The organism is Candidatus Limnocylindrales bacterium (assembly GCA_035559535.1).
Classification (GTDB): Bacteria; Moduliflexota; Moduliflexia; order Moduliflexales; family JAUQPW01; genus JAUQPW01.
Window position 1 is genome coordinate 167,947 of record DATMBG010000037.1, and the last position, 21,573, is coordinate 189,519.

Consider the following 21,573-nt stretch of genomic DNA (forward strand, 5'->3'; position numbering starts at 1 on the left):
TAGTTTACCTATGACCTTTTATTCTTTAAATCCTTGCTTTTCCAACCAATCCTTGAGGTCTTGTAATTAAGATAATCGCCGTCAAAATAAAAATGAAAGCAATATTAAATCGGGGGATAATCAAAATTCCGAAAGATTCCAACTGACCTATGATTAAAGAGCCCAGAAAAGCCCCTTGTAAATTTCCCAGTCCGCCTACAATGACTACCACAAAGGCATCGATAATGATATTGATTCCCATACCGGGAGAAACCGTCCGAATGGGGCCAACCAGTGCACCACCCAGTGCAGCCAGACAAGAGCCCAGCATAAATACCAGGGTAAATAAGGCGGGAACATTGATCCCGAGGGCATCGGTCATTTCCCGATCTAAGGAAGCAGCCCGAATAAACATCCCCAACCTGGTTTTATAGACGAGCACCCAGAGTCCCAGGGCTACCAGGGGGCCTAGGAAGATGATAAACAGGTCGTAGGCCGGGTAGGCGTCTCCAAAAAATTTTACAGATCCCGACAGAGCCTGAGGCTTTGGAACAACTTTATAATCGGTCCCCCAGGTCATTTTTACTAAATCGTCCAGGATGAGAATCAATCCGTAGGTCAAAAGAAGTTGATAGGCATGGGGGCGGCGATAAACGGGTCGGAGGAAGACAATTTCGATAATCCCACCTATGATTCCTACACTTAGAACCGACAGCAAAAGGGCAAGCCAGAATCCCATGGAAAGATTCTGGAAGTATTGAAGAAACGTAAAAGCGCCATAAGCCCCCAACATATATAAGGAACCATGGGCAAAATTCAAAACGCCGAGAACTCCGAATACCAGGCTTAATCCAGATGAAATCAAAGACAAGACCATCCCATAGTTAAGCCCGTTTAGGAACTGAAGGAAGAGAAAGGCCATTAGTATTTGGGACGCGGAGACACGGGGATGCAGAAATGCGAGGACAAAGAGATAAGAAAAAAGATGATTACCAATACCTTCATGCCCTTGAATCCCCACGTCTCATATCCCCGTGTCCCTGTGTTTCCGTGTCCCCATGTCCCCGTGTCTCCGCGTCCCCGTGTCCCCGCGTCTCTAAATTACTGCATCTTACACCCTGTTTCCTCTACCGGCGGAGTTGCCTTCGAACCCGGAACGATTACGTACTCGACCAATGCTGGGAAGGGGTATTTTTTACTGGGCCCTAACCGTCCCCAGACCACATCTTCTACGACTTGATGATCTTCCGGTCGGATGTATTTTGTACCTTCCGGAGCTTCAAAACTAAGCCCTTCTCCGGCTTTGATCAGTGCCTCTACATCGAGACTACCTGCTTTTTCTACCATGGCTTTGATAAAATAGATCCCGGCATAAGTTTCTTCAGCAAGATACTCGGGGTAATCCCCATAAGCTGCTTTATAGGCTTCTATAAACTCTCGATTTTTGGGCGTATCGGGAATTAATTTATCCTCGGCGAAGGGAAAGTAGCGGCTACTTCCCCAATACTTATCAAAGGGAATTTCGTTGCCCAGGGTTTTAACGACTTCATACATAAGTCCGGCCCCGATGGCAAACAACTGAATTTTGTCAAAGAAACCATGGGGTTTGGCCTGTTTAACAAAGTTAATATTTCCTGCAGACCAAAGGGCTGAGAAAACTGCTTCCGGTTGGGCTTGAAGGACCTGGGTAATATAAGGCGAGTAATCTTCTGCGTTTAACTTGGGCCAGGCCTCTGCTACTACTTCCACATCCGGTTTAAGTTTTTTCAAAGTCCCTATGAAATTATCCCACATGGAATGACCGTACTCATAATCCGGAGCTATGACGGCCCATTTCTTATAAGGTTTTTCGGCCATAATAAAAGCCGCAGATCGAGAATCCTGAGCGGCATTGTTAGAGGTTCTGAAAAAATACTTATTGCATTTTTCACCGGTAGCCCGGGCCGTAGCTGCATCCGTTCCAACCAGAATGGTTTTGTTCTCCTTAGCAATCTCCATAACTGCCAAAAGTACTGCGCTGCTGGTGACCCCTATCAGAAAATTGACTTTATCTTCCAGAATTAACCTTCTGGCCTGTCGTACGCCGGTATCAGGTTTGGCTTCATCATCTCGAACGATATACTCTACCTTTCTTCCTAAAATCCCTCCTTTCGCATTGATTTCCTTAACGGCCAGTTCGGCTCCCATGGGGCCTGTTTTCCCGTAACCTGAAAGAGGACCTGATAGAATGGCCAGACCACCAATCTTAATAGGAGACTGATCCTGTGCTGCGCTTTGGCCGGGTAAGAAACTTGCTGAAAGAAAAGCAATAGCCGATATAACAGCAATAAAGCATTTAACGGTTTTTATAGACATATCCTCTCCTTTTCTTGCTTAAATAGTTATTTTACTTTACCCTGAACCTTGATACTTTGTAACGCTGTGTAACTCTCTGTCCTCACCCCCGGGCCCCTCTCCCACAGCGTGGGAGAGGGGAGCCGGCAAATCTCCAGATCAACCCCCCAAGTGCCCCCTCTGTAGGGGCGGGAGGCCTCCCGCCCCTACAGAGGGGGTTGGAAGGGGAGGGTAACTTAAAAATTACGCAAGACGAAGTAAACAAAGTATTAATTTAAAGTTACCCCCTACCTTTAGAAGGTATACCAGGAATGATCTTCATAAAGAAGGGCACGTTGTACGTGCCCGCCTCTGGATAACAAATTTCACCAATAAACTCAATATAAGAGTTAAAAAGATCTGATAAAAAATCTTGCAAAAACTTAATAGGGTGTCAAGAAAAAAGTAAGGTTTTGAACCTGGACCTGACATTTCGGTCTGCGACCTGTTTTTCTCATTCTTGGGTTCTATCTGAGAATGCGGATGCAGTGATTCTACCTCGCTGTAAAAAGGATTCCCGGCATAGAGTTTCAAGGTATTGACTGGAGGGTGTATGAAAGCTGCGTATCTTTTAGCTCCATCAGGGGCTATCTTAGGGATAATCAAAGGAAGCTTAACGGGCCACTCCGGTGAGGCCTTGAGAGTTTTGAGATCTTATAACCAGAACTGAGTTGTTCGTACAGGATTTAATCTTTAACTTGGGGATAAAAAGTTGGGCTTTCCGGGATTTTTACCTGGAGTTGAGGACCTCTGCCAGGGTTTTCAAGAGCTTTTCTGCAGTGTACGGCTTTGACAAAAATGTTTTAATGCCTCCTTCGGCCATTTCAACTGCTTTCCCATTCATCTTCAATCCACTGGCAGCTATGATTTTGACCTGTGGATTAAGCTTCTGTAACGCTCGAATCGTCGCAGGACCATCCATATACGGCATCATCATGTCCAGGAGTACCACCTGAATTTTCTCTTTGTTCTCTGCGTACAGCGCTACCGCCTCGGCACCGTCACTTGCCGTCAACACCTTATAGCCATAGCTCTCCAGCGTCTCTTTGGTAACCTCCTGGATCGGTACCTCATCATCGACTACCAGAATTAACTCTCCGTGGCCCATCGGTAACTCGGGATGCTTTTCTTCCCTTTGCTCCGTCCCCTCCGTCTTTATCGCAGGTAGATAGATTTTGAACCGGGTCCCTTTTCCTATCTCACTATAAACATTGATAAATCCACCATGACCTTTCACAATCCCTAAAGCCGTGGACAATCCCAACCCCGTCCCCTGACCATGTTCTTTGGTAGTAAAAAAAGGTTCGAAAATCTTATCCAGAATGGAAGCCGGGATTCCCACTCCGGTATCGGTCACAGTGATAAGAACAAACGGACCCGATTTGGCTTCCAGATGCATGCGGGCATAGCTTGCATCTAACTGTATATTCTCGGCTTCTAGGGTCAGCTTACCCCCTTTGGGCATGGCATCTCGTGCATTAACACAAAGGTTCATTAAGACTTGATACAACTGGGTTGCATCTCCATGGATGGACCACAGGTCTTCTGGGATAATCGTGTGAATCTGAATCGATTTCGGCAACGTCTCCTTCAGAATTTTCTCTATTTCCTTGATTAAATGCCTGGGTTGAAGCACGATATGTTCCCCTTCGGCCCCTCGGGCAAATGAAAGCAATTGATTGATTATGCCAGCCCCACGTTCGGCGCTGCTTCGAAGGGTTGCAAGTAAACGTTGACTCTGCTCATCAGTGAACTTCCGCTGGAGAAGCTTAATCGCCATAAGGATTGGAGCCAAAACGTTGTTCAGGTCATGGGCAATTCCCCCTGCCAGTGTGCCAAGGCTCTCCATCCGCTGAGCCCTGAGAAATTGGGCTTCAAGTTTTTTCTTCTCCGTAACGTCCGTATTGATGACAAGGACCGATTTAGGTAGACCTTTATCATCGCGTACCAGGGCCCAGTGGCCTTCTACTATAATCTCCTTGCCGTCCTTGGTTAATTGCTTCAACTCCCCTCGCCATTCTCCTTTCTCCATCAATGTCCGATGAGCTTCTTCAAATTGAGAGAGGTCTCCTCGATACAAAAGTTCCTGAATATTCTTACCGATAACCTCTGCTGCTGTCCAGCCGTAGATACGTTCAGCACTTTTATTCCAAAAAAGAACCCGGTGCTTTAAATCCCGAACAACAATGGCATCCTGTGCCTGGTTAAGCAGAGTAGCCTGCTCACGTAATTGCTCCTCGGCCCGCTTACGTTCGGTAATATCACGCACGATCCCGGTAAATATCCGTCTGTTTCCCAGGTGCACTTCACTTACGGCCAGATCAATGGGGAATGTCGTCCCATCCTTATGTTGTCCTAGGACCTCACGACCGATGCCAATAATCTTTTTCTTACCTGTTTCCAGATAATTCCTCATATATCGATTGTGTTCTTCCCGATAAGGTGGCGGCATCAATATGGATACATTTTGGCCTATGACCTCTTCGGCCCGGTAACCAAATATCCGTTCGGCTGCTTTATTGAACAGTTCAATACTTCCCCTCTCATCGATGGTAATGATTCCATCAACGCTGGTATCTACAATGGCCCGGGCTCTTTCCTCACTTTGCCTGAGGGCCTCCTCCACCTGCTTCCGTTCCGTGATATCCACAGCCGAGGCTATGAGATGACTGACCTGTCCTGCCGGATCAAACTCTGGAACAAGAGCAAAGTCCACGGTGATGAAATGACCCTCTCCTACACGCATCACAACATCGTAGCGGGATTTCTCTCCCTGGGCAGCCCGTTGAATCGCCGCTCGAAGTTGAACCTGGATGAGAGGCGAGTAAGACCACCAGTAGGTCTCTTCAAAGAATTTTCCGATGACCTCCTCAGGCTTCAGTAAAGCTGCCTCTAACGCAGTCTGATTGACTTCGATGAGTACTCCATCGGGGGTCAACACACCGACGAATACCAACAAACTGTTGAGAATATTCCTCAGATGGTGTTCATTTCTCCGTATTTCCTCTTCTATTTGTCTCTCCCTGATAAGATCCTTTGAAGAAAGAAGAATATACTTCCCTTCTGGTGTGTCCATGGCATGGGCCAGGATCAATACAGGAATTCTGGCTCCATCTTTTCTTAGGGCTTCTATTTCAAAGTGGTTCTTCCTGGTCCCAAACAAGGATTGATGAAGCAGAGAGATGGGGTCTACTTCGGCTGGAAACAGAATATTTATCTTTCGTCCCAATATCTCTTCTCGCCTGTAACCGTACAATTCGCATGTCTGGCGATTCACTTCCAGGATGGTAAACTCAGAATCCAGTATAGAGAAGGCAACCTCTGCACTTTCAAAAACCGCACCGTAGAGGCTCTTAGGAAGGCGGAAAACAGTTCGTCGTTTCATGTATCCTTTGTTTGGCCTATACCCATTTGCATTTCTTAAAAAATAGATTTGGTTTCCTCTCTAGAGGACGTGAATAATGACCATAGGGAAGGCAAATAGGTATTCACAGTTGTCTTATGAAAAGCTCAAGCAGAAATTCCATACTGCTTCATCTTTCGGTAGAGGGAATCTCGAGAAATTCCCAAAATCTCAGCCGCCCTGGATTTATTCCCTTCAGCTATTCGCAAGGCCTGCTCAATGGCAAACCTCTCCAGCTTCTCCAGGGAAAGGGTTGAAGCATGGTAAAGGGGAACACCTTTCCGGCCCTCTAAGCTTTCTTCTGAAGAAGCTCCCTTTAACACAGATTTAAGATCCTGGACCGTCACACTCCTCTGGTCATCGGCTGTGGCTGCAATCCCTTCAATAATATGCTCTAACTCCCGCACGTTCCCAGGAAATGAATAATCCATCAGGAGACCGAGGGCCTCTTTTTCTAACTTTAATTTATGTCCGTACTTCTCTCCGTACTTTCTCAAAAACCTCTCCACAAGTAACGGAATATCCTCCCGCCTTTCTCGAAGAGGTGGGATCAGAATCGTCAATGTTGAAATTCGATAATACAGATCCTCACGGATCCATCGACCTTTAAGCTCTTCCACCGGACGATTAGAAGCGGATAAGATCCGTACATCTACTTCCACTTCTCGCGTCTCTCCAAGAGCCCGAACTCTTCTATCCTGAAGAACTCGAAGCAGCTTCACCTGGGCATCTTTAGGCATCTCGCTGATCTCATCTAAAAACAAAGTCCCTCCACTGGCCGTTACAAAGAGCCCCTTATGATCGTGTAAAGCCCCGGTAAAGGCTCCCTTCTTGTATCCAAAAAGTTCGCTCTCGATCAACTCTTGGGGTAAGGCGCCACAGTTGATGGGTACAAAGGGTTTATCCCGCCTCCGACTCCGGCGATGGATCATTCTGGCCAAAACCTCCTTACCGGTACCCGTCTCTCCAACGAGTAACACCGGAACATCGGACCGAGAAGCTGCAACCACCTTTTCCATAACCCCTCGCATGGCCCTTGAGGTTGCTATGGGTTCCTCAAACCCCGAAGCACCATCCAGCAGATCCTGAAGTTGGACCACTTTCTTCTTCAGCTCGTACATCTCCATGGCCCGACCCACCTTCTTCAAGATCATATCCTCATCGAAGGGTTTCAAAATGTAGTCATCAGCTCCTCGCTTGATGGCTTCCACAGCGGTCTGGATGGTTCCATAGCCGGTCATGATAATGACAGTGATGTCGGAATCTACTTCTTTGATCCTCTCCATGAGGGTAATCCCATCCAGCAGAGGCATCATCAGATCCACAAGGGCCAGGCCGATATCCTCCTGACCCTTGAGAGTCTCAAGGGCTTCGTTCCCGGATAGAGCTACCAGGGTCATGTAACCGTGGTTTTCGAAGAGGAGGGAGAGGGTGAGGGCCATTTCTTTGTTGTCATCGACGATTAAAATTTTAGGAGAGTTCATGGGATTTTATCCTTACCTCTAAAAGTTCCGGTCGTTTCGAAAAGTAGGAAGGGGAATTACCTCAACCTTCTAAGACAGAAGGGAGATATTTCATTTTCTCCCCCTTAAAACACCACGTAAACCGCAAGGAGCAATCCCTCACGGCTACCTTGTTTAAGGATAGTCCTTATAATCATCCCTACGTCATCAGGTAATAGTTTCATAGGGTATGAATGCGATAACTTACCTTCTCAAATATAGGGGTCTTTCCCCCCGGATGTCAAGCAACTTCATCTCAGGTTGATCAACTTGTTATGAATTTATACTTTCGACCTTTCTTCCCCATGAGGTAGGGGTTTTGTATAGATAAATCCCTTAGCAAAGTTAATTGATCCCAGGATCAAACAAAAGGCGTTTTGGTTTCTTTGAAAGATTACTGCTTTCTAAAATTAATTAAAACTAACTTTACAAGAACTTATGGAACTGCCAATCGGGTTATAATAGATTTATACAAAAAGATAGACCCCTAATTTTAGGGTTAACTTATTTTTAAGTTAGTTCAAATTACGTATTAACTAGAGGTACAATATCTTCTGCGATGACTTAGCCGAATGGAGGATAGTACTGGCCTACCCATGGCAATATTTCCATTCGGGACTTTGGTATAAGCTCTAAGAGTATGAACTTTAACTATCGCCGCAAAGAACTCGAGGCGGAACATATTCCCGAAGCCATAGCACAACGACTGGCAGCTAAAAAGAAGCATAGCTATCTGGGTGATGCAGTTCTGGGAGCTATCGATGGTTGTGTCACAACATTCGCTGTTGTGTCAGGTGTGGTGGGTGCAAACCTTCCCCAGGGTATAGCCATGATACTCGGTCTGGCTAATTTGCTGGCGGATGGCTTTAGCATGGCTGTCAGCAACTACCAACGGGCCAAGAGTGATAAAGAGCAAACAGAGAGGGCTCGTCGAATAGAAGAAAAACATATCGATGAGGTTCCAGAGGGGGAGCGTGAAGAGATACGGCAGATCTTCTCCCGCAAAGGCTTTGAAGGGCTTGTCCTTGATGAAATTGTTCAGGTCATTACCCGGGATCGTAGGCGGTGGGTTGATACGATGCTCACCGAGGAACTAGGGCTTCAACTTGAGAGCCCAGCACCCCTCAAGGCAGGGATAGTCACATTTATCGGATTTTTCCTCGCCGGCCTGATTCCGCTCCTGCCATTTTTACTGGCAACGTACCTGACCGGACAGGGAATCTTTTTCATGAGTATTTCTGCGACAGGATTGTCATTCTTTCTGATTGGAGTCCTCAAAGGATGGGTGCTGGATCGCCCGCTTTTAATTTCAGGCTTGGAAACACTTCTGGTCGGTGGTTGTGCAGCAACTCTGGCTTACCTAGTGGGAGTCTGGTTAAGGGATTTCGCCGGGACTTTTTAATCAACTCTATGGAAGGACAAGTTTTCTCACCCCTGGCAGAGGGGTCCCTTGATATATCGATCTCAGGTGTCTTGAAAGGCTTAGAGTAGAGAGCAGGAGTCTTCTCCGAATTACTCCCAAAAACCTGTTTTGTAAGCTATGGAGTTTGGACTGTCTTTTGTCTTAACCTCTGACGTCACCTCGCTTATCCCATAAATATGGGACTTCCATGGATGTCGTAAGATTCCAGGACAGATATCAGGGTTTCAAAGACCCTATTCTTGCATCTGATTCATTGGATGTAATTATCGATATTACAATATCTTACGCATGTTTCGGGAAATATGGAATGCCCATTGCATGAGCTCAAGTTGATATTAAACCCATTTCTGTGGGAGGGATAGGGACGAAGCAATCTCCCTCATCCCAAAGGTTGCTTCGTTCCTATCAACGCTTAAGGTGGTAAGTCAGAATAGCCTTTTCAAGTTGAAAGAGCATTCTGGAGAAGGGATATGGCACCAAAATCTGTAAAGGCGATGGGTTAGTCGTCCTTATAAGCGGTTGCATATGTTCTCTCTTTATTTGTGTAAGGGTGCTGCAACCGTTTTATCGGATAACAAGATAAGAAAGGAGGTGAATGGCTTTAACTTATGTTAAGCTGGTTACCGGAGAATATTTCCACTTACGGAGGGGATATTGATTCCCTTATGTATCACATCTATTACATCACGGGCGTATGGTTTTTCTTAACTTATGGGGTGATTATTGTTTTTTTGCTCCGATATCGTCGCCAAGAGGGTCAGAAGGCAGCCTACGTCCGGGGGGATAGTCTGACGCAGGCCGGCTGGCTACTTGTTCCTCTCTTGATCGTACTGGCTCTGGATCTGTGGATTGATTTTCAGGGTTCGGAGGTTTGGGCCAAGATCAAGATTGATGCGCCGTCCAGCGACCTGCTGGTAGGAGTCACCGGGAAGCAGTTCAATTGGGAGATCGCGTATCCAGGACCAGATGGAAAATTAGGAACGGCAGATGATCTTGAGATGGAGAACGAACTGCATGTTCCGGTGAATAAGGTTGTACACGTGGTCCTCAGGTCAAAAGACGTCATTCATAGTTTCTTTCTCCCGAATCTTCGCCTCAAGCAGGATGTGATGCCGGGACGAACTATTGAAGCCTGGTTTGAGGCAACAAAGCCAGGTCGTTATCCCCTGCCTTGCGCCGAACTATGTGGTTTTGGACATTCCGGTATGGAAGGTTCTTTAATTGTGCATTCTCTCGATGAATATGAGAAATGGGTACAGAAAAACTGGCCCCATAAACCCTGATGTATGAGGAGGCCAAGGGCAGAGACGCCTACTTGCTCTCTGCTTTTTGCTTCTAGGAGGTGATCCATGAGTAATATTCTTGGGGATGTTACGCAAGGAACTTATCATGAGGAAAAGGGTTTCTGGCGTACGTATGTCTTTTCCACTGACCATAAGGTCATTGCCAAGCAGTATCTCGCTTTAAGCTTATTCTGGGCGGTCCTGGGTGGGTTTGCAGCATATCTGATCCGTTGGCAGCTCGCTTATCCTGAAACGGCGGCACCTGGGGCCAGTTGGATCCCGGAACCCTTCATGTATGAAGGAGTTGTTCCGCCCGAATTTTACAATGTGCTCATCACCATGCATGGGACGATTATGGTCTTTTTCGTAGCCATGCCCCTCCTCCTGGCGGTCTTCGGGAACTATCTTATCCCTCTGATGATTGGAGCTCGGGATATGGCCTTTCCCCGGCTCAACATGCTTTCTGTTTGGGTCTTTACCCTTGCGTCGCTGGTGTTGTTGATTTCTCTCTTTGTACCAGGAGGGGCTGCATCTGCAGGCTGGACCGGGTATCCACCCCTCTCTGCCAAGGCAATCTACACAGGTGTAAACTGGGGCATGAACCTCTGGATTGTGGCCATTGCCCTAGAGTTTGCCGCCTTCCTTATGGGAGGAATTAACTTTCTGACTACAACCCTCAATATGCGGGCACCTGGAATGACCCTCTTCCGTTTACCCCTCATCGTTTGGATGCAAATAACCGCAGGTGTTGTCTTCATGCTCTCTGTGGGACCCTTGATAGCTGGAGCTGTGATGCTTCTGCTAGATCGCGTGATAGGGACAACCTTTTATGTTCCGGAAGGTGGTGGACAACCTCTCCTGTGGCAACATCTGTTCTGGTTCTTCGGCCATCCAGAAGTTTATGTCATTCTTCTGCCTGCCCTTGGAATTATTCTGGAGATCTTACCTGTCTTCAGCCGAAAGCCGATTTTCGGTTATCGCCCAATTATCTACTCCACAATTGTGGCTGGCATCCTCAGCTTCATCGTCTGGGCACACCATCAATATGTAAGTGGTATAGACCCCCGACTTGCCATGCCTTTCAGCATTACTACCATTCTTATCTCTGTTCCCTTTGCCCTTATTGTATTTGCCCTGATCGCCACTCTGTGGAAAGGATCAATTAGCTTCCCAACCCCCATGCTCTTCGCCCTTGGTACTTTAGGAGTGTTTCTTATCGGAGGCTTAACGGGTATTTTTGTGGGTTCAGCACCTGTAGACATTTACTTCCATGATACCTACTTCGTCGTAGCCCATTTCCATTATACCCTTTTCAGTGCCGTGTTCTTTGGTGGATTTGCCGGACTCTACTTCTGGTTTCCAAAGATGTTTGGACGGATGATGAACGAGACACTGGGAAAAATCCACTTCGTGCTAACCTTTATTCTCTTCAACACCACCTTCTTCCCCATGTTCTTCCTGGGTATTGGAGGGATGATGCGACGGATTGCGAACCCGATGCAGTATGAGTTCTTGCAGCCGTTGCAACCCATCAACGTGTTCATCACCGGTTCTGCGATTCTTCTCCTGATTAGTCAGGGAATCTTCGCAATCAACTTCTTCTGGAGTCTGTTTCGTGGGAGAATAGCCGGACCAAATCCATGGCAGGCAAATACTTTAGAATGGAGTACCTCATCGCCACCACCCCACGAAAATTTCCATAAAATACCGACGGTCTACCGGGGTCCTTATGAGTATAGCTTACCTGAGACCGCCGAAGACTGGCTCCCCCAGAATCAACCTGAACTAGAGGAGGTAAAAAAATGAAAGATGCTCTTAACATGAAAATAGAATCCATGACCTTAACCGGTACCGGTATCCCCAGTGGAAAGGCAGGAGTATGGTGTTTTCTCGCCTCAGAGATTACAGTCTTTGGAGGGTTGATCGGTTCCTACCTCGTAGTTCGTCTTGGTAGTGGAGGATGGCCAGAAGCGGCAGCACATCTGAGCTTTTCCCTTGCCTTATTCAACACGCTGGTCCTCCTTACCAGTAGTATGACCATGGTGTTAGCCTTTGATGCCGTGGAAAAGGGGGACTCCAAAAAACTTCGAACCTTTCTATTTCTTACTATCCTCCTGGGCCTGGTTTTTTTAGGCGTTAAAGCTTTTGAATATGCCGGTAAACTCGCCCATGGCTTTACGCCGGGTACCGGAGTCTTCTGGTCCTTTTACTATGGGATGACCGGCCTCCACGCTCTTCATGTCCTGGCCGGGGTCATCGTCAATATTATTCTTTTTATGGAGGCCCTTGGAAATGCCCTAAAACCAAATGAGCATCGTGTGGAACTGGCCGGTTTATACTGGCATTTTGTCGATATAGTCTGGATCTTCCTCTTTCCACTTCTTTACCTAACTTGACAGTCCGGATATCGTTTTGGGTTGATAATGAAATTATACCTTATCCGTAGAGGCAGGTTTAAAACCTGCCTCTACTGAACAGGTTAAGGGAAGATTTTTACTCCGCATAGAGTTAGAGTCTTCGCTTTGCTTGGAGCAACGTTAGACGAAAGAAAATGGAAGATAAACATCATCCCAATTACTTTCTTATATGGGTCTGGCTCATGGCCCTGGTAGTTGTCTCAGTTCTATCCAGTCTGATCTTGCCAAAATCTCTGGCAAGTTTTCTAATTTTTACTGCTGCTGGAATCAAGGCTTTGTTGGTTATTCTAAACTACATGCACCTGAAATATGAGAAACCTTTAATTTATGCCTTTGTGATCGTTCCGCTCCTGTTCGCCTTGATTCTGACGCTTCTCCTTTTCCCCGACTTTGTTTTCCACGGCTGAATTTATACCAAATTTATTTTGAATAGATGAGGGGTACCTTGCAACATGGCCTACAAACTCTATTGAACTTCAATGTGAAGATAGTGCTATAAAGTCCGGGGTTAGTAGAACCAACTGGGTGTGGTAGCCCCAGAGCGGGGCTATGTCCCCGCTTTTATGTCTCAAGAATGTGCCGGATCTCTAGAAAGCGGAGCAGTCCTGTTTTAGTAATCATCCCGACCATCTTATCTTCGCGCACCACCAACAGGCGACTTACTCCTTCTTGAACCATCTTCTTTAAGGCCTCTGCCAGAGAGGCTTCCGGAGCAATGAGGATGCTGTTACTTATGGGAATCATGACTTCTTCTACAGTTCTGTTCCCATCTTCCCCTTCAAGGAAATCCTTTACATCAGCAATGGAGACAATCCCGAGCACTTTTCCTTCTTGAACCACCGGAAATCCTCGATATCCATATCGAAGGAAGTACTCGTTGATCAGATGCCTGAGGGGTAACTCAGGTGGGATGCTTATCACCTCCTGGATCATCACTTCTTGAACTTGAACACCTTCCAAAGACTGCTTTATAATCAGCTCCTGATAACCACTCTCAGCAATTCCTCGTAGGAACATCCCGATGAAAATGAACCATAAGCCTCCTATCAAAGCTCCCATAAAAATTTGAAACCCACCCAAGATCATAAGGGTCAGGGCGAATCCTTTCCCTATATTGGAGGCTACTTGAGTAGCCCGGGTTAAGGAACCGGTCCTCCACCACCAAAGGGCTCGTAAAATCCGTCCTCCATCCAGTGGAAATCCCGGGATAAGGTTAAAAATACCAACAGCCACATTGATCCAGATCAGATAATCCAAAACAACCAGGCTCAAGGAGGGTTGGCTTCCCTCCAGACCCATCTTCATTCCCCGGAAAATCAGGGCCAGAGCAAAGCTACTCAGAGGTCCGACAAAGGCTATTTTTAACTCCGTTTTCGGATCTTTGGCCTCCTCTGAAAGCCGAGAGATCCCCCCGAAAATAAAAAGGATAATCTCGGGAATCTTAATTCCAAAACGGATGGCCACGAGAGAATGGGAAAGTTCATGGATCAGAATGGAGAGAAAAAATAGAAAAGCTGCAATAAGCCCCGCAATCCAATAAGCCTGATTGCTTTGACCTGGATAATAATGGGGAAAATAACCGGCGGAAAGGCTCCAAACCACTAAAGCGAAGACGATAAGCCAGGAATAGTCTAAGGTAATTTGAATTCCGGCTATCTTAAAAAGATGGAACCCGGCTCTGTTTTCTTCTTCTATCATTTTTGCAGCCATATAAACCCCCTCTTCCTTAAATTTTCTCATTCATTAAGTTTCTGAAATTCATCAAACTTTTGAAAAAGAGATGCATTTCCGGTACCATTCTTCTCTCCTTCGTCATAGATAGAAGGTTTCCTGCAATAACATTTACCTACAGAGTCTGATATCCTTTCTATTGGATAGAATGGGGTTCCCCAGGTCTCCCTTTTTAGGATTCCTTGGCTAATTTAGAGATTCTTCTTTTAACTAAACTTCGGTTACCGTTCTTTTTCTCTTATTAAGATCAAATTGCAGGTAGGTTAATTTTGTCTTGATTTTTAGCATTATCTGAACATCCTATCCCTATAAAGTCTTCCCTCTATTTGAAGAATTTTTGTCTTGATTTTTGACATTGTCTAATAAGCCAGCAGATATTGGAATTTTGCTGATACCGTAAGATTTTAGGACAAACAAGCCCGCTCTTATTTTCCTGTAGGGATCTGTGATGCTATCCACCTTCCTTTACCCGGGACTTATAACCCTCCGGGTAGCAGCAGGATCTTCATAATTGGAGGTTTTGGCACAGGTATTGCGGTATCTCCTTGGCAGTTAGGGAAGATCCATAAAAACACGTTTGACGAATAGGGAAGGATTCGTTTAGGGCGAACAAAACCAGCGTAAATTAGTAAAGAATTCAAGAGAGGATATAGAGAGAGAAGTTGCAATCCACAATCCTCGATCTCGAATTTAAGGAGGAAAGGTATGTATCGATCTATTCTTGTACCCCTCGATGGCTCGACATTCGCAGAATACGCACTGCCTGTAGCGCGAAGCATTGCGCGTCGGGCAGGTGCAACACTCCAACTGGCACGGGTGCATGTGCCCATCCCGGCAAGATACGTAGAAGGTATGGTCATCTTCGATAAGGAACTCGAAGCCCGGAATCGGGAGCATGAACAAGCCTACCTGGCTGAAGTGGTCAAACGTCTGGCAACCGATTCGGAAGTTCCTGTTACTTCTGTATTACTGGATGGGGAGATTGGGAAGATCTCTGAGGTACTCAATGACCATGTAAGGGCTATAGGCGCAGATCTCATAGTGATGTCAACTCACGGGCGAGGAGCTCTATCTCGCTTTTGGCTTGGAAGTGTGGCAGATAAGCTGGTGCGGCAAGGGTTAGTACCTATCTTGTTGGTACGGCCCTTAGAAGAGAAGGAAGATGGTCCAGATCTTGCCCATGAACCGGTCTTCCAACACATATTGATTCCCCTTGATGGATCGGCGTTGTCCGAGCAAATCCTGGAACCCGCAGTAGCACTGGGTAAACTGATGCAGGCCGATTATACCTTGTTACGAGTCTTGGAGCCCTGGATGCCTATCGGTTATCCACCTACTGAATACTCCATCAGGCTGGACCACCAGTTGCAAGAGCAATTGCAGAGAGAGGCCGAAGAGTATCTGGAAGGGGTAGCTGGACGGTTGAGGGCCCAATCGCTTCAAGTCCAGGTAAGAGTGGTTTTCAGCCGATTTGCATCCACAGCCATCCTTGAGGAGGCAGGTAAGCAGGGAATTGATCTGATTGCCATGGAGACACACGGGTGGGGAGGTTTAACACGGTTGCTTATAGGCAGCGTCGCCGATAAGGTGCTACGAGGTGCTTCCGTACCAATACTGTTACAACGTCCCCACGGAGAAACCCCGTGATCGTAGGGAAGCAGGGAGAGATCCTCGAAGGGGAGAATGAAGAAAGCTTCAGGTAATGGGTAATTTTTTAAGTTGCCCATGAAATAAGAGTGCGAAGCCCTCCACCAGCAGAAAACAAAAGACAAGCTGGTTTTTACAGTGAAAAAGAGTAGAGGGATAGGGAAGTCTATCCTGGTACTTCTCGAGGGTTCCAGTTTTTTCAGAACATGCACTAAGGGTGGATCATAGTTTTAAAGGCTTCAAAGATTATATTCCCTATTTTTAGGGTTGGCACCTCAATTGCTATCCTAAGAGGGAAAATACTTTGAGAAATGGCCTTTTTGATCTTACTGGAAGTCAAAGTAAGGGGATCTAGACATCAGAAGAGCTTACGGATTCTGGTAGCTAGATAGGCCCTAACATGAAAGCGAAAGGAAGCCCTGTGAATTGGAAACCGATCAAGAAATTTCCAAATACCTGGACTGTTAAGCCAAATCTCTTGGACTATGACAAAACCTATGCTACCTTTTCCTGGGAAGAGGTACGTCGGGAACTTGACGGCTTGCCAGATGGCAAAGGTCTGAACATAGCCCATGAGGCTATTGACCGACACGCCACTGGTCCAAGACGTGATCACCTGGCCATCCGATGGTTAAGTAGGGAGGGGTCAGTCCGCGACTTTACTTATGGAGATCTCAGGGAGCAGAGTAATCGTTTTGCCAACGTGCTTAGGGGACTGGGTGTGGGGAAGGGTGATCGGGTATTTGTCCTGGCTGGCCGCATTCCCAGCCTTTACATTGCTGCGCTTGGTTCCCTAAAGAACACCAGCGTCTTCTGTCCTTTGTTTTCTGCCTTTGGTCCGGAGCCTATCTTCCAGCGGCTGAGCAGAGGAGATGCCAAAGTTTTGGTGACTACCGAACGGTTGTATCGGCAGAAAGTTGCCGACATGCGGGAGCGCCTACCGCAATTACAACATGTATTGTTGGCAGATATAGACGAAGATATAAACCCGGGTACCTGGTCCCTACCGAAACGGCTGAAGGAAGCAGCCAGTGAGTTTACAATCCCTCCGACGGATCCAGAGGATATGGCACTTTTACATTTTACCAGCGGTACCACCGGAATGCCTAAGGGAGCCATTCATGTACATGAGGCTGTGTTAACCCATTATGTGACCGGAAAGTATGTATTGGACTTCCATCCCGAGGATATCTTCTGGTGTACAGCCGACCCTGGATGGGTAACCGGTACTTCCTATGGGATCATTGCGCCTCTGGTCCACGGTATTACCAACCTTATTGATGAAGCCGATTTTGATGCAACCCGTTGGTATCGCATCCTGGAAGAGCAAAGGGTAACCATATGGTATACAGCTCCCACAGCGATTCGTAGGTTGATGCGTATGGAGATCGAGCCACGCCAGCAGTACGACCTGAGTCATTTGCGGCTCATTCATAGTGTTGGTGAACCACTTAATCCCGAAGCAGTTGTTTGGGGCGAGCAGGTACTGGGGCTACCGATTCATGATAACTGGTGGCAGACCGAAACCGGTGGGATCATGATCGCCAACTTTCCTTCCATGGAGATCCGACCCGGCTCGATGGGACGCCCCTTGCCTGGGATCGAAGCAGCTATCGTCCGACGGATAAATGAGGATAAAGATGAGGTAGAAGTAGTGAAGGAGCCTCATGTCGAAGGAGAGCTGGCGCTTAAGCCCGGTTGGCCTTCCATGTTCCGGGGATATCTTCATGAGGAGAAGCGCTACCAGAAGTGCTTTGTAGGGGGTTGGTACCTTACCGGTGACCTGGCCAGACGTGATGAAGATGGTTACTTTTGGTTTATAGGACGGGCTGATGATATCATTAAAACCTCTGGACACATGGTGGGTCCGTTCGAAGTAGAGAGTGTGCTAATGGAGCATCCAACTGTGGCTGAAGCAGCTGTAATCGGCAAACCTGAGCCATTGATCGGCGAGCTGGTCAAAGCCTTTGTTTCTCTTAAACCTGGCATAGAACCTAGCGAGAAACTTCGTCTGGAACTTCTAGGTTTCGCCCGTTCCAGGTTGGGGTCAGCAGTAGCACCTAAAGAAATCGAATTTCAAGCCAATCTGCCCAGGACCCGCAGTGGTAAGATTATGCGCCGGTTGCTTAAGGCGCGCGAGCTGGGGTTACCGGAGGGCGATATATCCACTTTGGAGACAAGTGAATGAGTCCAGAAACCATCATAAAGCCAACGAATACAGAGACAATACCCTCACAGAGGATAGTCCCTATCAGTCGTGAACATGCCCTGCATCTGCTATACCAGATGATTCGGATTCGGCGTTTTGAAGCAAAGTCGGCTGAATTGTATGGGGCCATGAAGATCCGTGGTTTCCTGCACCTGTACGATGGTGAGGAGGCGGTGGCCGTGGGGGTGATGGAAGCTCTCAGACCTGAAGATGCCGTCGTGGCCACCTATCGGGAACATGGTCATGCCCTGGCACGGGGGATTCCTGCGGGTGCGATTATGGCAGAGATGTATGGTAAACAGGAGGGTTGCAGTCGGGGTCGGGGGGGGTCCATGCACCTCTTTGATGCTAAGACGCGTTTCTATGGAGGTAATGCCATTGTTGGTGGCGGTTTGCCCCTCGCAGTAGGATTGGCTCTGGCAGACAAGATGCAGGGTAAGCGACGTGTAACCTGTTGCTTCTTTGGAGATGGTGCTGTTGCCGAAGGGGAATTCCATGAATCCATGAATCTTGCGGCTCTCTGGCAGCTTCCGGTTTTATTTATTTGTGAGAATAATCTATACGCCATGGGAACTGCCTTGCAATTATCTCAGTCCATTACGGATCTAGCCAAGAAGGCAGCCGGCTATGCCGTGGCTGCTGAAGCTGTGGATGGGATGGATGTACTGGCTGTAGAGGTAGCAGCCAAAAAAGCAGTTGAGATCGTGCGAGCCGGCGAAGGGCCCTATTTTCTAGAGTGTCGGACCTACCGTTTCCGAGGTCATTCGGCGTTTGATACAGAGTTATATCGGACTAAAGCTGAGGTTGAGGAATGGAAGAAACGGGACCCCATTAAGACCTTCATCGAGTATCTTAAAAACCAGGGGCTTGTCAGTGAGATGGACTTAAATGAGCTGGAACGGAAAGTAGCCGACGAAATTAAAGAAGCTGTAGACTTTGCAGAAGCGGGGACTTGGGAACCTGTAGAAGATCTGACACGCTTTGTTTACTCAGAACGGAGGGAGGTATGAAGGAAAATCCACAGATGATCCGACTGACTTATCGAGAAGCAGTACGGGAAGCGATCCGGGAGGCCTTACGCAAGGACGATCGGGTGTTTTTGATGGGTGAGGATGTTGGCCGCTATGGTGGCTGTTTTGCCGTCAGCAAAGGTTTACTCCAGGAGTTCGGTCCGGAGCGTATCCGTGATACTCCGTTGTCGGAATCAGCTTTTGTCGGTGCCGGGATAGGTGCTGCGATGGGCGGCATGCGCCCTATTGTGGAGATCATGACGGTGAATTTCAGTCTCCTGGCTGCCGATCAAATCCTCAACAACGCCGCTACGATTCTTCACATGTCGGGCGGTCAGTTTAACATTCCACTGGTCATTCGAATGGCAACCGGTGGGGGTCGACAAGTAGCAGCCCAACATTCCCACAGTCTGGAAGGTTGGTATGCCCATATCCCGGGGATCAAAGTGTTAACTCCGGCAACGCTGGAAGATGCCCGGGGTATGCTTTGGACTGCCCTTGAGGATCCAGATCCCGTGCTGATCTTTGAAAATTCCAACCTCTACAATATGGAAGGTCAGCTACCTGCCGATGCAGGTCCGGTGGATATCCACCGGGCCCGTGTGCGGAGGCCAGGGAGTGATGTAACGATCATTACCTATAGTGCAAGCCTCTTCAAAGCCCTGGATGCGGCAGAAATTCTGGCAAGGGAAGGGATTGATGCTGAAGTTATTGATCTGCGCACGCTACGCCCTTTAGACCAGGAAACCTTTTTGGCCTCAGTGACCAAGACTCACCGTGCAGTGATCGTGGACGAAGGCTGGCGCAGTGGGAGCATCTCGGCTGAGATCGCCGCACGTATCATGGAGGGTGCTTTCTACGAGTTAGACGCTCCAGTTGAACGCATTTGTAGTGCAGAGGTTCCCATGCCTTATGCCAAACATCTGGAGCAGGCGGCATTACCCCAAACCGAGACCATTGTAGCAACGATTAAAAGAATGATGCATTCCTGAGTGGTGAATTCAGACTTTAGAATAACAAGTCAGATCGCTCATCATTCAGCAGGCATCGTTCATCATTGGCAAGATGGCTGAGTTTCGTATGCCCAGTTTGGGTGCTGATATGAAAGCAGGTACTTTGGTTGCCTGGAGGGTCAAACCCGGTGATCGCGTCAAGCGTGGTGATATCATCGCCGAAGTAGAGACAGAAAAAGGGCTTGTTGAAGTGGAGGTCTTCGAAGAGGGTGTGGTGGATCAGATTTTCGTTCAGCCTGGGGAGAAAGTTCCTGTGGAGACGGTGCTGGCCATGATTCGTCCTGAGGGAATGCCGGCGGTATCTGCCCCCGCAGAGGTCCCACAAGCAGCAGTAAAAGAGCATGTTCCAGCGGAGGCAGGACCGGAGGTAAAACCAGGCCTCGAAGTCTCGCACCTGCCGGGTCAACCCCCGCAGAGACGTATCCGGGTTTCGCCCCTGGCCCGCAAATTGGCGGCTGAGCTTGGAATTGATCTGAGTACCGTGCAGGGAACAGGTCCTATGGGAGCCATCGAGCGAGCCGATGTTGAGCGTGCCGCAGCGAAAAGACTCGCAGAAAAAGCTCCCACACCATCAGTTTCGGAGAAACCTGGACCACCTACTATGGAAAAGCCTGCCGTCACCGAGTTCCAGATTGGTATGCGACGAGCCATCGCCGCAGCCATGTCTCGCTCCAATCGCGAGATCCCTCATTATTACTTAGAGACCCGTATCGATATGAGTCGTGCCCTCCGATGGTTAGAAGCGGAAAATCAAAGGCGCTCCATCAAGGAGCGACTCTTACCTGCTGTATTGCTGATCAAGGCAGTAGCACGGGCATTAGGGGAAGTACCTGAACTCAATGGTTATTGGATCGATGACCGCCTTCAACCTCAGGAAGCGATACACATTGGCTTTGCCATCTCGCTCCGGCAAGGCGGATTGGTTGTGCCCGCCATTCACCATGTAGACTTGAAGAGTTTAGATGAACTGATGGAGGCACTGCGAGATCTGATTACGCGAGTACGGGCCGGTCGTCTGCGTAGTCCTGAAATGACCGATGCAACCATTACTATAACGAATCTGGGCGACCTGGGTGTCGAGAAGGTCTTTGGAGTCATCTATCCACCCCAGGTGGCACTGGTAGGCTTTGGCAAAATCACAGAGCAGCCCTGGGCAGAGAATGGTATGATCGGAATCCGACCGGTTCTGACAGCAACCCTGGCGGCAGATCATCGTGCCACCGATGGGCACCAGGGAGGTCGGTTCCTGGAAGCCCTCAACCGTCACCTGCAGGAGGCAGCCAAGTTATGACCGAAGCACAGATTAAGGAGACTATCTTTAAGGTCCTGGGACGGATCGCCCCGGAAGCCCAGTTGGATAAACTTGCACCTAATGACAACCTCCGAGAAACATTGGACATTGACTCCTTCGATTACCTCCAGTTCCTTATCGGTCTCAATGAGGAACTGGGCGTGGAGATCCCAGAAGCAGACTACGGACAGTTGACTACCCTGGCCGATCTTATCCGTTACCTTTCGGCTCGTGTCCGTTGACGCTTCAGGGAAAAAGTTTAAGGAATCATCTTTATAAGATGTCTCGTCGA

General features: G+C 47.9%; 16 protein-coding genes. 11 read left to right on the forward strand and 5 right to left on the reverse strand.

The window, feature by feature from the left end; all coding sequences use genetic code 11:
* Positions 1-25 precede the first annotated feature (25 nt).
* The 4 genes from VNM22_13330 to VNM22_13345 form a co-directional block, all read right to left on the reverse strand.
* Positions 26-901, reverse strand: coding sequence for a branched-chain amino acid ABC transporter permease (locus tag VNM22_13330; GenBank protein HWP48141.1), 876 nt, complete (start codon positions 899-901; stop codon positions 26-28).
* Between the two features lie 179 nt (positions 902-1,080).
* Positions 1,081-2,334: an ABC transporter substrate-binding protein gene (locus VNM22_13335; protein ID HWP48142.1), complete on the reverse strand. Its 1,254-nt coding sequence runs from the start codon at positions 2,332-2,334 to the stop codon at positions 1,081-1,083.
* A 748-nt stretch (positions 2,335-3,082) separates the two neighbouring features.
* Positions 3,083-5,737: a PAS domain S-box protein gene (locus tag VNM22_13340; protein ID HWP48143.1), complete on the reverse strand. Its 2,655-nt coding sequence runs from the start codon at positions 5,735-5,737 to the stop codon at positions 3,083-3,085.
* 125 nt (positions 5,738-5,862) lie between these two features.
* A complete protein-coding gene (locus VNM22_13345) occupies positions 5,863-7,239 on the reverse strand; it encodes a sigma-54 dependent transcriptional regulator (GenBank protein HWP48144.1) in 1,377 nt (458 codons plus the stop codon).
* Between the two features lie 658 nt (positions 7,240-7,897).
* Here VNM22_13345 and VNM22_13350 point away from each other — a divergent pair.
* The 5 genes from VNM22_13350 (at position 7,898) to VNM22_13370 (ending at position 12,787) form a co-directional block, all read left to right on the forward strand.
* Positions 7,898-8,659, forward strand: a complete 762-nt coding sequence (locus tag VNM22_13350) for a VIT1/CCC1 transporter family protein (protein HWP48145.1) — start codon at positions 7,898-7,900, stop codon at positions 8,657-8,659.
* Positions 8,660-9,288: 629 nt separating this feature from the next.
* Positions 9,289-9,963 (forward strand): cytochrome c oxidase subunit II, encoded by a 675-nt coding sequence (gene coxB, locus VNM22_13355; GenBank protein ID HWP48146.1) that lies wholly within the window; start codon positions 9,289-9,291, stop codon positions 9,961-9,963.
* A 66-nt stretch (positions 9,964-10,029) separates the two neighbouring features.
* A complete protein-coding gene (locus VNM22_13360) occupies positions 10,030-11,769 on the forward strand; it encodes a cbb3-type cytochrome c oxidase subunit I (protein ID HWP48147.1) in 1,740 nt (579 codons plus the stop codon).
* Positions 11,766-12,359, forward strand: a complete 594-nt coding sequence (locus tag VNM22_13365) for a cytochrome c oxidase subunit 3 (protein HWP48148.1) — start codon at positions 11,766-11,768, stop codon at positions 12,357-12,359. Before VNM22_13360 ends, VNM22_13365 begins: the two co-directional genes overlap by 4 nt.
* 155 nt (positions 12,360-12,514) lie before the next feature.
* Entirely contained in the window at positions 12,515-12,787 is a 273-nt protein-coding gene (locus VNM22_13370; protein ID HWP48149.1) for a cytochrome C oxidase subunit IV family protein, read from the forward strand.
* Between the two features lie 154 nt (positions 12,788-12,941).
* On the opposite strand, the gene VNM22_13375 is transcribed toward VNM22_13370, so the two are convergent.
* Positions 12,942-14,090: a site-2 protease family protein gene (locus tag VNM22_13375; protein ID HWP48150.1), complete on the reverse strand. Its 1,149-nt coding sequence runs from the start codon at positions 14,088-14,090 to the stop codon at positions 12,942-12,944.
* A gap of 726 nt (positions 14,091-14,816) precedes the next feature.
* Here VNM22_13375 and VNM22_13380 point away from each other — a divergent pair.
* The 6 genes from VNM22_13380 (at position 14,817) to VNM22_13405 (ending at position 21,523) form a co-directional block, all read left to right on the forward strand.
* Positions 14,817-15,758, forward strand: coding sequence for a universal stress protein (locus VNM22_13380; protein HWP48151.1), 942 nt, complete (start codon positions 14,817-14,819; stop codon positions 15,756-15,758).
* A gap of 421 nt (positions 15,759-16,179) precedes the next feature.
* The gene (acsA, locus tag VNM22_13385; protein HWP48152.1) at positions 16,180-17,946 is read left to right on the forward strand and encodes an acetate--CoA ligase; all 1,767 of its coding nucleotides are present in this window, start codon (positions 16,180-16,182) and stop codon (positions 17,944-17,946) included.
* Positions 17,943-18,977: a pyruvate dehydrogenase (acetyl-transferring) E1 component subunit alpha gene (pdhA, locus tag VNM22_13390; protein HWP48153.1), complete on the forward strand. Its 1,035-nt coding sequence runs from the start codon at positions 17,943-17,945 to the stop codon at positions 18,975-18,977. Before acsA ends, pdhA begins: the two co-directional genes overlap by 4 nt.
* Positions 18,974-19,969: an alpha-ketoacid dehydrogenase subunit beta gene (locus VNM22_13395; protein HWP48154.1), complete on the forward strand. Its 996-nt coding sequence runs from the start codon at positions 18,974-18,976 to the stop codon at positions 19,967-19,969. Before pdhA ends, VNM22_13395 begins: the two co-directional genes overlap by 4 nt.
* Positions 19,970-20,057: 88 nt before the next feature.
* Positions 20,058-21,281, forward strand: a complete 1,224-nt coding sequence (locus VNM22_13400) for a dihydrolipoamide acetyltransferase family protein (GenBank protein HWP48155.1) — start codon at positions 20,058-20,060, stop codon at positions 21,279-21,281.
* Positions 21,278-21,523: an acyl carrier protein gene (locus tag VNM22_13405; GenBank protein ID HWP48156.1), complete on the forward strand. Its 246-nt coding sequence runs from the start codon at positions 21,278-21,280 to the stop codon at positions 21,521-21,523. The genes VNM22_13400 and VNM22_13405 overlap by 4 nt, the downstream gene beginning before the upstream one ends.
* Positions 21,524-21,573: the final 50 nt, after the last annotated feature.

Coding starts and splice junctions, on each gene's coding strand:
- VNM22_13335 (HWP48142.1), bottom strand. CDS start 2,334: ATGTCTATAAAAACCGTTAAATGCTTTATTGCTGTTATATCGGCTATT.
- VNM22_13350 (HWP48145.1), top strand. CDS start 7,898: ATGAACTTTAACTATCGCCGCAAAGAACTCGAGGCGGAACATATTCCC.
- VNM22_13400 (HWP48155.1), top strand. CDS start 20,058: ATGCCCAGTTTGGGTGCTGATATGAAAGCAGGTACTTTGGTTGCCTGG.
- VNM22_13330 (HWP48141.1), bottom strand. CDS start 901: ATGGCCTTTCTCTTCCTTCAGTTCCTAAACGGGCTTAACTATGGGATG.
- VNM22_13380 (HWP48151.1), top strand. CDS start 14,817: ATGTATCGATCTATTCTTGTACCCCTCGATGGCTCGACATTCGCAGAA.
- VNM22_13365 (HWP48148.1), top strand. CDS start 11,766: ATGAAAGATGCTCTTAACATGAAAATAGAATCCATGACCTTAACCGGT.
- VNM22_13395 (HWP48154.1), top strand. CDS start 18,974: ATGAAGGAAAATCCACAGATGATCCGACTGACTTATCGAGAAGCAGTA.
- pdhA (HWP48153.1), top strand. CDS start 17,943: ATGAGTCCAGAAACCATCATAAAGCCAACGAATACAGAGACAATACCC.
- VNM22_13340 (HWP48143.1), bottom strand. CDS start 5,737: ATGAAACGACGAACTGTTTTCCGCCTTCCTAAGAGCCTCTACGGTGCG.
- coxB (HWP48146.1), top strand. CDS start 9,289: ATGTTAAGCTGGTTACCGGAGAATATTTCCACTTACGGAGGGGATATT.
- VNM22_13360 (HWP48147.1), top strand. CDS start 10,030: ATGAGTAATATTCTTGGGGATGTTACGCAAGGAACTTATCATGAGGAA.
- VNM22_13370 (HWP48149.1), top strand. CDS start 12,515: ATGGAAGATAAACATCATCCCAATTACTTTCTTATATGGGTCTGGCTC.
- VNM22_13345 (HWP48144.1), bottom strand. CDS start 7,239: ATGAACTCTCCTAAAATTTTAATCGTCGATGACAACAAAGAAATGGCC.
- VNM22_13405 (HWP48156.1), top strand. CDS start 21,278: ATGACCGAAGCACAGATTAAGGAGACTATCTTTAAGGTCCTGGGACGG.
- VNM22_13375 (HWP48150.1), bottom strand. CDS start 14,090: ATGGCTGCAAAAATGATAGAAGAAGAAAACAGAGCCGGGTTCCATCTT.